This is a genomic window from Microcoleus sp. LAD1_D3 (assembly GCF_036702135.1).
Taxonomy (GTDB): Bacteria; Cyanobacteriota; Cyanobacteriia; order Cyanobacteriales; family Microcoleaceae; genus Microcoleus.
The window spans coordinates 1-11473 of sequence record NZ_JAUBSB010000102.1; the positions used below are offsets into that span (position 1 = coordinate 1).

12 protein-coding genes are annotated in these 11473 nt (G+C 45.3%); 3 read left to right on the forward strand and 9 right to left on the reverse strand.

Annotated features, from left to right (window positions below; translation table 11 throughout):
- Positions 1-502 precede the first annotated feature (502 nt).
- Positions 503-952: a pyridoxamine 5'-phosphate oxidase family protein gene (locus tag QUA74_RS28450; protein ID WP_333335855.1), complete on the forward strand. Its 450-nt coding sequence runs from the start codon at positions 503-505 to the stop codon at positions 950-952.
- Between the two features lie 153 nt (positions 953-1105).
- On the opposite strand, the gene QUA74_RS28455 is transcribed toward QUA74_RS28450, so the two are convergent.
- Entirely contained in the window at positions 1106-2008 is a 903-nt protein-coding gene (locus QUA74_RS28455) for an alpha/beta hydrolase (RefSeq protein WP_333335858.1), read from the reverse strand.
- A 357-nt stretch (positions 2009-2365) separates the two neighbouring features.
- Between QUA74_RS28455 and QUA74_RS28460 the strand changes: the two genes are divergently transcribed.
- Positions 2366-2860, forward strand: a complete 495-nt coding sequence (locus QUA74_RS28460; protein WP_333335861.1) for a GAF domain-containing protein — start codon at positions 2366-2368, stop codon at positions 2858-2860.
- A 91-nt stretch (positions 2861-2951) separates the two neighbouring features.
- Here the strand turns inward: QUA74_RS28460 and QUA74_RS28465 are convergent, their stop codons facing one another.
- The 8 genes from QUA74_RS28465 to QUA74_RS28500 all read right to left on the reverse strand — a co-directional run bounded on the left by QUA74_RS28465 (position 2952) and on the right by QUA74_RS28500 (position 9817).
- A complete protein-coding gene (locus QUA74_RS28465) occupies positions 2952-3329 on the reverse strand; it encodes a transcriptional regulator (protein WP_333335864.1) in 378 nt (125 codons plus the stop codon).
- 14 nt (positions 3330-3343) lie between these two features.
- The gene (locus QUA74_RS28470; RefSeq protein WP_333335866.1) at positions 3344-3637 is read right to left on the reverse strand and encodes a type II toxin-antitoxin system HigB family toxin; all 294 of its coding nucleotides are present in this window, start codon (positions 3635-3637) and stop codon (positions 3344-3346) included.
- Positions 3638-3752: 115 nt separating this feature from the next.
- A complete protein-coding gene (locus QUA74_RS28475; RefSeq protein WP_333314839.1) occupies positions 3753-4073 on the reverse strand; it encodes a XisI protein in 321 nt (106 codons plus the stop codon).
- The gene (locus tag QUA74_RS28480) at positions 4061-4477 is read right to left on the reverse strand and encodes a XisH family protein (protein ID WP_333335869.1); all 417 of its coding nucleotides are present in this window, start codon (positions 4475-4477) and stop codon (positions 4061-4063) included. Before QUA74_RS28480 ends, QUA74_RS28475 begins: the two co-directional genes overlap by 13 nt.
- 222 nt (positions 4478-4699) lie before the next feature.
- The gene (uvrA, locus tag QUA74_RS28485; protein WP_333335872.1) at positions 4700-7660 is read right to left on the reverse strand and encodes an excinuclease ABC subunit UvrA; all 2961 of its coding nucleotides are present in this window, start codon (positions 7658-7660) and stop codon (positions 4700-4702) included.
- A gap of 73 nt (positions 7661-7733) precedes the next feature.
- On the reverse strand, positions 7734-8177 hold the full coding sequence (locus tag QUA74_RS28490) for a retroviral-like aspartic protease family protein (protein WP_333335882.1): 444 nt from the start codon (positions 8175-8177) through the stop codon (positions 7734-7736).
- Positions 8178-8297: 120 nt separating this feature from the next.
- On the reverse strand, positions 8298-8924 hold the full coding sequence (locus QUA74_RS28495; RefSeq protein ID WP_333335874.1) for a 7-carboxy-7-deazaguanine synthase QueE: 627 nt from the start codon (positions 8922-8924) through the stop codon (positions 8298-8300).
- A 194-nt stretch (positions 8925-9118) separates the two neighbouring features.
- Entirely contained in the window at positions 9119-9817 is a 699-nt protein-coding gene (locus tag QUA74_RS28500; RefSeq protein ID WP_333335877.1) for a class I SAM-dependent methyltransferase, read from the reverse strand.
- Positions 9818-10768: 951 nt separating this feature from the next.
- Here QUA74_RS28500 and QUA74_RS28505 point away from each other — a divergent pair.
- The gene (locus tag QUA74_RS28505) at positions 10769-11443 is read left to right on the forward strand and encodes a hypothetical protein (RefSeq protein ID WP_333335880.1); all 675 of its coding nucleotides are present in this window, start codon (positions 10769-10771) and stop codon (positions 11441-11443) included.
- The last annotated feature ends 30 nt before the right edge of the window (positions 11444-11473 follow it).

The following is an 11473-nucleotide window of genomic DNA, read 5'->3' on the forward strand; positions in this document are numbered from 1 at the left end:
AAGCCCTTCAAGTGGACTTATAAGGGTAAAGTATTAGCGGTTTAGTGGGTATTCTATTTTCGCCGAGCTGTACTAGTGTCAGAGAATTCCAGGGGACGATCGCCTTTTGTTCACTGGTAACAAGAAAACATGGACGCCCAAGCTGCAGATAAAGCGAGTTTGGGCTTTATCTGGGCTGAAAATTTGTTTAAGTCCCGTTAGAAATAAACGCTTTTATTAATTAATTAGACGATCGCCCTTTAATAAAAACATTAAACCCTTAGCAATTGCCGAGGGTTTATTTTCAAAATCCTACAAATTTTCCGACCAAAAATATCTCGGTCTAAAGGTAGATGATATTTGTGATTAACCCAACTTAAAATTGCCAGCATCATATATTTTTTATAGCCACAAAACAAAACAGGCGCATCAAAAACGCAATCATTAGACCCAAATCCCCACTCGTTAAGCAACCTAAAACATCGATGGATTTCTCTAGAGTAAGTCTTAAAGGAGCATAACAATGTTAGATATTGATGAAATGAGTTCAAAAGAAATACAAGAACTTTTGCAGCAAGTAGGACACGGACACCTCGGCTGTGTATTTGAAGGGCATCCCTACGTTGTGCCAATGCACTATTATCTCCAAGATTCGGACATATACATTTTCACAACAGTCGGGATGAAAACGAAGTATATGGACGGCAATCCAGAAGTCTGCTTGCAAGTGGAAGAAGTCCGCGATATGGAACACTGGCGCAGCGTTGTCGTGAACGGGCGAGCAGAACGCCTTACCCAGCAGGAAGACATCGATCGCGCGATGCAATTGGTCAAAGAACACAACCCCACACTTTCACCCGCCATCAATCGCACCTGGATTGACTCGCTGGGGCGTGCGGAGACCATCGCAATTTACCGCATTCAGCCCTGGGAAATGAGCGGGCGCACGACGGAGGGAATCAGCAGTCGGTGAACGTCGAGACTCACTTGTAACCGGGTTTTTTACGAAAATACTTAATTAAGATTTTCAATCTCGGTAAAAAACCCGGTTTACGAGCGTCAGAGCGCCTCCAACACTAGAAATTACAAAAAAGTGCTGCCGGGGGAAATAGTGCCAAATATCAGCTCAAACAGCTTTGCTTGCCAAAAAATCTCTCATGTACCGATTCACTAACTGCGGCTGTTCCTGGTGTACCCAGTGGCTGCAATTGGGAAGGTACTGAATCTGAAAATCTCGCACGTAATCTGCTGTCCCATAGGTTAACTCTTTGCCGAGGGCGACATCTTTTTCTCCCCAAATCATCAGCGTGGGAACTTGTAGCACGCTCCAATTCTGGCGATCGACAAATCCGCGAGCAATATTGCGGTAATAATTGATAGTAGCAGTCAGAGCGCCCCGTTTGGCAGCCGCATCTTTGTAAGCTTCGATATCTGAGGGGCTAAAGGTGCTTTTGTCAACTGCCATACCTTCCAAAGCAGCCGAAATTGCCTGATAGTCGCCCAACTGAATTAACAACTCCGGCAAAACTGGGAACTGAAATAAAAAGATGTACCAACTTTTCAACAATTGTTGGGGAGTGCGTAGCCCTTCAGCAAACTTGGCCGGATGCGGTAGATTCATCACAATTAATTTATCCACCATTTGGGGATAAGCATAAGCAAAATTCCAGGCGATCGCGCCTCCCCAGTCGTGACCAACTAAAATGCAGCTTTCGTACCCCAAACCCTGAATAATGCCCTTGACATCTTGCACAAACTCTGCCATCACGTAAGCAGATTGATCGTGAGGTTTGTCGCTGTCGTTGTAACCCCTGAGATCTACAGCGACTACTTTATAATCTGATGCAAATTCCGGGATTTGATGCCGCCAAGAATACCAAAATTCAGGAAATCCGTGCAGCATCAGCATCAGCGGCCCAGAACCTTGAGTGACACAGTGCAGTTTGATGCCGTTTGTAGCGATAAATTCGTGTTTCCAAGCAGCTTCTAGCACAGACATATTTGATGCTTCCTTTAGCTTTCGAGACATTCTAGCAGTTCCTCTCTTTAAGAGGAACCAACTTTAGGCATATCTAGCAATTCTCCGATCACTTGTAAAATCTTCCTTGTCTCTTCATTTGTGGAACAGGCGTCCCGCCGGTGGTTCTTCGCGCCAAAAAAGCCGTAGCTGGCGGGGCGGGCCACCATCGCCCGTTTCCCGAAAAGATTGCTATCTCAGCCAAAATAATAGTATAATGTCGCTGGCATCCAGACAACTGTTAAGCCAAAAATTCCTCGTTTTCGAGCGCGCGAAAATGCCGAAGCGCAACAATTTGAGGTGTGGTGATTGTGCAAGTTCAATAATTAATATCTGGCGAGTGTACTAGGAATTAAAGGAGTTAATACTATGTCTGGCGATCGCCTGCAAAACATTGTTAACCGCTTGACAGATCGTCTAAAGCGTGACGTATTAATTGAAACATCCCTCTACGACATTCGAGAAGTTTTGCAGAGCGATCGCGCGGTGCTTTATCATTTTTACAAGCAGTGGCAAGGTCGAGTGACTTACGAGATGTTGAGTGCGATCGAACTCTCAATCTTGGGTTCAACAGGGCCAGACGAGTGTTTTAACGGCGAATACGCTGCTTTGTACGAAGCCGGCAGAGTTAAAGCAATTGCAGATATTGAAGTAGAACCAATTAACCCATGCCACCGAGATTTTCTGCGTAGCCTCAAAGTTCGCGCCAATTTAGTCGTGCCAATTTTAACAAAAAAAGGACTTTGGGGGCTGTTAATTGCTCATCAGTGCAGCGGGCCCCGCACTTGGTCGCGATCGGACATTGAATTCATGCAGCAACAAGCACAATATATGGCAATGTCTCCGACAATTCAAGATAGTTAATCTTTCATCCAAAATCCCGCTTTGTGACAGTTGGGGTGCATTGTCTGTGCAATGGAAAATTACCAACTAACCAAAATATGGTGTTCTATTGTTAGGCGGAGGTTTGTAGCGACTCATAGGGCTGGATGAGAATCTCAGCGGGAATTCCTAACTCTTGATTCAGCTTCCGAATCATTTCCAGAGTCAAGGATCGTTTGCGAGATAATATCTCAGAAACTTTAACTCGACTGCCAATACATTGTTCCAAATCGCTACCAGACCATCCGCGAGCCTCCATGTAGTATTGAATGGCTGCAATTGGATCGGGTATTGCGATCGGAAAGTGTGCCTTCTCGTAAGCTTCTACTAGGGTACTGAGCACATCTAGGCGATCGGAGTCAGGTGTATTAGGAGGTGCATTAAACAGCAACTCAACCTCTCGAAGGGCATCCTGATAGTCAGTTTGGGTTCTAATTGGACGTATTTCCATATATCAATTTGTGTTTAGATTGTTTCTGCATCTACCTTGTCATACTCGGCATGAGTGCCAATAAAGCGGATAAAAATAATGCCGATGTCATAACGAATGGCAACAATCAGCCGATAGGAATTGCCTTTGATGTTAAACACAACACGATTGTTGGCAAGGATGCTGGCATTACGATGAGCGGACTTAACATCGACTGGACTCTGCCAATCGGCGTGAGACGCTTCGTAGTACCAAGTTTTTAGTGCTTCTGAGGCATCTGGATGAGTTTCCCAGAAGTTTCGCAAGGTGCTGCGGGACAAAATACGCATAGAACTTTGTGACTGGAACTCCCGAAACACGAGACAATGGAAATATCGGTTCTGCCATTCTCATAGGGCAAAGAATAACCTGCTATCTCATCATTTTACCACAGAATCTTTGTCTCTAGGAATAGTTGGTGGCAAGGAGTTTTCGGATGCTGGGGGACCGAAACCCAAGAATGATATCTTGAGGAGACACGCCACGTTGAATCAGTTCTCGATCGATATAGATTTCGGTACTGTTGTGTTGAATCCAGATTTGATTTTCGATGATATCGAGCTGCATGGCACACCCATAGATGCGATATTCGTCGCGCCATTCGTTGTGCATCACGAGATATCTATCGCGGGCAATATCGAAGATTAACTGAGCATTTGCATCATTTTTAGAAAAGTCTTCGAGAAAGTCACAAACAATTTTGCGGTATTCGTTTAGTCTATCCATTGGTCGATCGCCTCACGAGTTGGATTGTAAATAATTAGTCGGATTTCATAACGTTCGATGACAGTTTTTGCAGGTTCAAATCTGAGAAACATTTGGTAGGTATCGGTGGGCACTGCCAGATACAGTATACGTTCTGGTTCGCTAGAGACTTCGATAGCAACCCGATAGTTGAGGAATTGACCGAGGGCGGTGTGGAATTCAGAAATGGTGGAGCCACCTGCGAAACTTTTGACTTTTACAGCTATTTTACGTCCTTCTTTTTCAGCGGCGATCGCTTCTTCGGCTGCAAGATCGATGTAGACATCAGCAACACCATAGCGTAACTGGTAGGGATCGTGGGTAATCTTCCAGCCATCTTTTTGTAGGGCGATTTTGACTGTATTGTGGAAGAGATCCTTTGCCATTTTTAGATTGTACCCAAGGATTGACATTGGGCACTATTAGTACATATTATACCAGAATTTTACGCACGAATAACTGTAACCGATCGCCCCCTTAGAGTAGTATTAATTTCAGTTGTAAGGTGCGTCAGATATTGTAACTCTCAATAATCGTTATAAAAGCTCACCTGACGCACCCTACAATTGGATTTTAGTATGCCACGTGCATAATAATTCCTGTTAGTATTAACTAACGGCTACAGCCTCCCCTAAAGGATGCTGCTGCAAAACCGCTTGCAAATACTTCCCAGTATAAGACCTCTGATTTGCCGCCACATCCTCCGGCGTGCCCGCCACAATAATCTCGCCGCCCTTATCTCCCCCTTCAGGCCCCAAATCGATCGCCCAATCGCAGCACCGAATCACATCCAAATTGTGTTCGATTACCAAAATTGAATTACCCTTATCCACCAATCTTTGCAGCACATTTAACAAATGGTGAACATCATAAAACGACAAACCCGTCGTCGGTTCATCGATTAAATAAAGCGTCTTCCCAGTAGCGCGGCGCGACAGTTCCGTTGCCAATTTTACCCGCTGCGCTTCGCCCCCAGAAAGCGTCGGCGCCGGCTGTCCCAACTGAATGTAACCCAAACCAACATCAACCAAAGTTTGCAGTCTGACGCCAGCCCTGGGAATATTTTTAAACATCTCCAAAGATTCCTCGACAGTCATGTTCAAAACATCAGAAATCGACTTGCCTTTGTACTTAACTTGCAGGGTTTCCCGGTTGTACCGTGCACCCTTGCAAACCTCACACTGCACGTAAACATCCGGCAGGAAATTCATCGAAATCACGTTCACGCCTTGGCCGCCACAAGCTTCGCACCTTCCCCCTTTCACGTTAAAAGAAAACTGCCCCGCTTTGTAACCTCTTGCCTTCGCTTCAATGCTTTCGGCAAACAAATCCCGAATCACATCAAAGACTCCCGTGTAAGTAGCGGGATTAGAGCGCGGAGTACGACCGATGGGAGATTGATCGATGACAATTACCTTATCAACCACATCCTCTAGAGAGCGTTCCCCCTTCGTTTTGAGGGCGTCCATATCGGGTGGCAAAGGCACTTTTTTGGTGATATAGTGTTGCAGCGACGGGTACAGCAATTCGTTGATTAAAGTTGATTTTCCAGAACCGGAAACCCCCGTCACGCAGACGAGTTTTCCAAGCGGAATTTCTACATCAACATTTTTTAAATTGTTGCGCCTCGCATTTGTGATTGAAAGAGCTTTGCCGTTGCCTTTTCTCCTTTCATTAGGCGTTTCAATTACTCGCTTTCCCGACAAATAAGCACCAGTCAAAGATTCCTCTGCCGTTAGCAAATTTTCTAAACTTCCTTGCGATATAATTTTGCCGCCGTGCACGCCAGCACCGGGCCCGATATCGACAATGTGGTCGGCCGCTCGCATGGTTTCTTCGTCGTGTTCTACGACAATCAAAGTATTGCCTAAATCGCGCAATTTTGTTAAGGTTTGCAGTAGGCGAAAGTTGTCTCTTTGGTGCAGTCCGATGCTCGGTTCGTCCAAAACGTAGAGAACACCAGTCAAACCAGAACCGATTTGAGTCGCCAGCCGAATTCGCTGGGCTTCTCCGCCAGAAAGCGTCATTGCTGCGCGGTCTAAAGTCAGGTAATCTAACCCGACATCGAGCAAAAATTGCAGCCTTGCTTTGATTTCTCTCAGGGCTAAATCGGATATTTGGAATTGCCGATCGCTCAATCCCAAATTATTTACTCGTTCGCGACATTCGCGAATCGAAATACTGGTTAAATCCACAATTCCGTACTGCCCCAACCGCACCGAAAGCGCCTCGGGTTTCAAGCGTTTGCCGTGACAAACCTCGCAAGAGCGATCGACCCGATACTGTTCCAGCTTCTGCTTGATCAGATCAGAACCAGTATCGTCGTACTGGCGCTGCAACATGGAAATCACGCCATTAAAATCTCTCCTCAAATCAGTGCTGCCGTCGCGCTTTTTACTTTCGGCGCTGCGCTTGGACTCATTGCCGTACAAAATTACCCGCTGGTGTTCGGGCTTTAATCGAGACCAAGGAGTGTCGATATCAAACCCGCAAGTATCCGCAATACTGCAAAGCAAAGAGAGATAATAGGAATTGTCTTTGTCTGACCAAGGCGCGATCGCACAATAAAGAGGCGCTTTCTCGTCGGGAACTACCAACTCCGGCGCAAAAGTCCGCAAACTCCCCAAACCGTGGCAGTTTTGGCACGCGCCATACGGCGAATTAAAAGAAAATAACCTGGGTGAAAGTTCCTCCATTACTGCGCCGTGTTCGGGACAAGCAAAGTTTTCAGAAAATACGATCGGCCCCTGTGGTTGGGAATTTTCATCACTCGGTAACTCTTCAATTATCGCAATCCCCTCAGAATGGCGCAAACAAGTTGCCAGAGAATCAACTAAACGTTCTTCTAAACCGGGTTTTTTAATTAACCGATCGACAACTATCTCGATATTATGCGTATGATTTTTATCTAATTCGATATTTTCCGACAGTTCTAAAATTTCGCCGTTAACTTTGACGCGAATAAATCCTTCTGCAGCTAAACTCGACAATAATTTGCGGTGAGTGCCTTTTTTTCCGCGCACAACTGGTGCCAGAAGGTGAAAGCGAGTGCCGTCGGGAAGTGCCATGACTCGATCGCACATTTCATCAATTGTCTGCGGCGCAATGCAGCGATCGCAAATCGGACAGTGCGGTTCGCCGGCTCTGCCGTAGAGTAATCTGAGATAATCGTAAATTTCTGTAACAGTGCCAACAGTCGATCGCGGGTTGTGAGAAGTTGACTTTTGGTCGATCGAAATAGCCGGACTCAAGCCTTCAATCGCGTCCACATCGGGTTTGTCCAACTGTCCCAAAAACTGGCGCGCGTAGGCGCTGAGAGACTCCACGTAGCGGCGCTGTCCCTCGGCAAAAATTGTATCGAAAGCCAGGGAAGACTTACCAGAACCGGAGACGCCAGTAAAAACGATCAGTCGATCGCGCGGCAGTTCTAGATCGATATTTTTCAGGTTGTGCTGTCTCGCACCGCGAACCCGAATCGTATTTTGGTTGTTAGAGTGAGCATTCGTCACATTATGCCCGTTGCGGGATGCACTTGGCTGGCTGTTTGAGGTTTCGGCGCGTTGGGACATGAGAGTAGTGCAAAACAGTGCTTAACCATCTTAGCGCTGCAGATCGAATAGCTGGCATCCAAACTCAAGAATATCAAAGAATTGTCAAATAAGTTTCCGTCGGCCCGTCGGGCAAAACTTTCAATCTTTGATGCTTCAAATCCACTTCAATTCCCAGCGCTTCCATGGGAATCACGCCTAAAAGTGGCGTTTTCCCCTCCGGCAATTCCAAACACTCAAAAGTCCCTTGGCGCCCGCACAGAGAAATCTTGGCATCTTGAAAAATCCTCGCCTCACTAATACCCGTGGCTGTGTCCACAACTACTTGCTTGAGGATTTTCAAACCCAGTCTGGCAATGACATCTTTAGGCAAACACAAAGTTGTCGCGCCCGTATCCACCAAAACATTTTCTAGAGTAACAGACCTGACTTGCTCGATAGGAATCAGACCATCTTCTGCTTTCCCTTCATCCAGGCGATTTGTAATTACTAGGGTTGTGATAACTTTTCCCATTGGGGTTGCCGTAGTTGTTTCCATTACGTTCAAATTATCATAAATGGCTGCTTTAATTATAGCACATATTTCTACATATTGTAAGGGGATGCACTCCCCATTCTGCACCGCCACCTAACGAATAGCTCTGCCTCAATCATCAAATTATTGCACGCCAATCAACTTGTGAGTTTGCAAAGATAGCCTGTAACTCGGATTTTGTTTCAACAATTCCAAAATAATGGGAATCGCTGAATCTTTAGAGTTCCATTCTGGTTGCAAGAAAACCGGAATATTCACATTGTTTTCCAAATGCTTGTGATAAAATTCAACTTCTTCGCCAGTGCTAATCACCAACTTAATTTCATTAGCTCTAGTCCAAAAAAGCTCTTGCACCGGATATTTAGGATTGACGTGTTCCTTCGGAGAAAGAGTAATCCAAGCCTGCGGGGAAACATCCTGCCAGCAAGCGCCCGAAGTTTCAATACTCACCTGCTTGTCAGCTTGTAACAAAGCTTCAACTAACTCAGGTAAATCGCGGTGAATGAAAGGTTCGCCGCCAGTAATGACCACCCTCGGAGACTGCAATTGAGCGAGCAATTGTGCGATCGACTGCGGCACAGACGGCAAACCTTTGCCCCCATTGGCATAACCGGTGTCGCACCAAGGACACCGCACAGGGCAACCGGCCAATCTAATAAAATCAACTAAAGTCCCCGTCCAGTAACCTTCGCCTTGAACAGTACACTGAAAAGTTTCGTGAATTGGTAATTTGACCTGTAAGTTAGACACCCGAAGTTACGCCTCTGATTAACTAAAAAATACATCATTCTGTAGAGTGCACCCAGCGCACCTTAGTCTATACTTTTGAGTTTCTAGGGTGCGCCCAGCCCACCTTGGTCTGTATATAAAACTAACTTGTATATTCTTGAATAATTAGCAGTTTGTGGCAATTTAAAAATGCACCGCAAACCGCAAACAACTCTTTAATTATGCTGTTCAGGTTCCATCATAGTAGCCCAACGGCGTTTCAGAGCCAAAGTCAGTCCGTCAGCAATGGGGACAACACTGAGAGTAACTCTGGGATCGTTACGCAATTTGTCGTTAAAAGTACGAATGGCGGTGGTGCTTTCGTCTTGTACTTGAGGATCAGCAACTCGTCCTGACCACAGAACATTGTCAATTACAATTAAACCGCCATTGCGTACAAGTTGCAGCGATCGCTCAAAATAAGCCTCATAATTTTCTTTATCGGCGTCGATGAAGGCAAAATCAAAGGTTCCAGCTTGTCCCTCGGCTATTAGTTTGTCGAGAGTATTTATTGCTGGGCCCAACTGCAAAGAAATCTTATTAGCAACGCCCGCAGCTTCCCAATAGCGTCGTGCGATCGCAGTATATTCCTCGCTGACATCGCAGGCAATAATTTGACCGTTAGGAGGCAGTGCTAAAGCTACGCACAGCGCGCTATAACCAGTAAAAACGCCAATTTCTAAGGTTTTGGTCGCTCCCATAAGCTGCACCATGAGCTCCATAAACTGACCTTGTTCGGGAGCAATCTGCATCATACCCATAGGATGCTTAGCAGTTTCTTCCCGTAGTGAAGCGAGAATATCGGGTTCCCGCAGAGAAATAGATAACAGATAATCGTAAAGTTGATTTTCTAAGCCAAGAGTTGAGTTCGCCATAGGTTTGTCCTTGCTGCTGACTTTTGATTGGAGATTGTAGACGCGCCGTTAATGGGAATCGGAGACTGTAGAGTTAATTTTGGCACCTATTTTGCTGTGGCTGATGACAGGTTGCAGTAGCAGTGTCTCGGTTAAAGAGAGGGAACTTGCAAAACGCGCGATCTACTTCCAAATCAGTTTATCTCAGCTACAGGTGATTTAGCAGCTCTGGAAAATAAAAATCGATAGAGGGGAGCGTTTTGAGATTCCTGCTTTTCTAGCACCGCGTAACGCCGTTAGTGATACCAGTTCAAAAAATGAATGCAACTGTATACAATCTGCAAACCCATACATAATCAGCCATTCCCCATCTCAAATCTCAAATATCAAATGGTATGAGTAGGGGAGAATGTGACTTCATCCTGATTACTAACTAGATGAACTGCGAAAAACATAAGTATGTCATTGCCAGTGAAATGAAGCAATCCCAGAGGTTGTGATTCGTTTACATTTTTTTACATTGTCAAGTTTGTTTGTGCCACTCTACTTAATCGCCACTGAGTAATTATTGAGGGCTTAGGCACTCCCAAACAAACCAACCGTTTCCTTTAACTATTATGGATGGGTTCAAGCCCGTGTATGTTCATGGAACAAACCAGGCGTCTGGAAACCCTTGTCTCCCGGAGTATGACTAATCACTAATAAACTGGGTTCAAGAAGACGATTTCTTAACTGTCACACCTTATGAATCCATACCTAAACAATCTATCCCAAATCTCAACTACCTTCCACGATTGAGGTAGAGCAAGTATTTGTGGGAAAAAACAGGTTTATCGCAACCCTTTTCCAGCACTTTTACTCATAACTAATGAACCGGGATTAATAGGACGCTCACTTAACTGTCACAGTTTATTACTCCAGACCTAAACCACCTACCCACAATCAAAACAACATTCTACCAAGGCGATCGCTATGTATTACACTTTCGCAGGTTTTGGTGCCGTCACAGGCATATTTTTGCTGCTAGTTTTTGCTATTTTGCAATGGCTGCACGTCTCCGCCGGCAGTTTTATTGATTGGGTAATTGCCATTGCTATTTTTGAATGGCTGTTGCTGATAGTTACAGTTCCCTGGAATATCCATTTTGAAGCTAAAGAAGTTTTAGCGCAAGCCGCAGAATCGACTAAAAAAAACATAGCTGTCGATCAGGAACAAGTCAAATACGTTACGGTATTAGTTAGCCGATCGCTGTTTGCGGCGATCGCACTTCACCTGTTTAGCGCGATCGCACTTTACGCCCTAGCCGCCGCCGGAATTAGTGCTATTGGCTATCTCAGTTCCGCTGCTGCACTGCTGTTAACTGTACTGCGTCCAGCTATCCGAGGTTATCAGTATTTAGCCCAGCGGCTGACAACTATCCGTAGCCAATTTTTGTACCCCCGCGAAGATATTGTCGAACTCCGCAGCCGCTTTGCAAAGTTAGAATCTACAGTTATAGATTTGACCAATCAATTAAGTTCAGACAATCCGAATTCGTGGGTGGCTGTCCAAAATCGGGAACGAGAAGCTATCAGAAGAGAATTAACTACTGTATCCGCATCTGATACTTTTAATCCAGACAATCTCCGACAATCGGCGAAAATCTGAATATAGCACACTCATCAGACAAGTCTGAGA

Excerpts from the sequence above, each read along its gene's own strand:
- QUA74_RS28505 (WP_333335880.1), top strand. The coding sequence starts at position 10,769 with ATGTATTACACTTTCGCAGGTTTTGGTGCCGTCACAGGCATATTTTTG.
- QUA74_RS28460 (WP_333335861.1), top strand. The coding sequence starts at position 2,366 with ATGTCTGGCGATCGCCTGCAAAACATTGTTAACCGCTTGACAGATCGT.
- QUA74_RS28455 (WP_333335858.1), bottom strand. The coding sequence starts at position 2,008 with ATGTCTCGAAAGCTAAAGGAAGCATCAAATATGTCTGTGCTAGAAGCT.
- QUA74_RS28480 (WP_333335869.1), bottom strand. The coding sequence starts at position 4,477 with ATGGCAAAGGATCTCTTCCACAATACAGTCAAAATCGCCCTACAAAAA.
- QUA74_RS28470 (WP_333335866.1), bottom strand. The coding sequence starts at position 3,637 with ATGCGTATTTTGTCCCGCAGCACCTTGCGAAACTTCTGGGAAACTCAT.
- uvrA (WP_333335872.1), bottom strand. The coding sequence starts at position 7,660 with ATGTCCCAACGCGCCGAAACCTCAAACAGCCAGCCAAGTGCATCCCGC.
- QUA74_RS28475 (WP_333314839.1), bottom strand. The coding sequence starts at position 4,073 with ATGGATAGACTAAACGAATACCGCAAAATTGTTTGTGACTTTCTCGAA.
- QUA74_RS28450 (WP_333335855.1), top strand. The coding sequence starts at position 503 with ATGTTAGATATTGATGAAATGAGTTCAAAAGAAATACAAGAACTTTTG.
- QUA74_RS28490 (WP_333335882.1), bottom strand. The coding sequence starts at position 8,177 with ATGGAAACAACTACGGCAACCCCAATGGGAAAAGTTATCACAACCCTA.
- QUA74_RS28465 (WP_333335864.1), bottom strand. The coding sequence starts at position 3,329 with ATGGAAATACGTCCAATTAGAACCCAAACTGACTATCAGGATGCCCTT.
- QUA74_RS28500 (WP_333335877.1), bottom strand. The coding sequence starts at position 9,817 with ATGGCGAACTCAACTCTTGGCTTAGAAAATCAACTTTACGATTATCTG.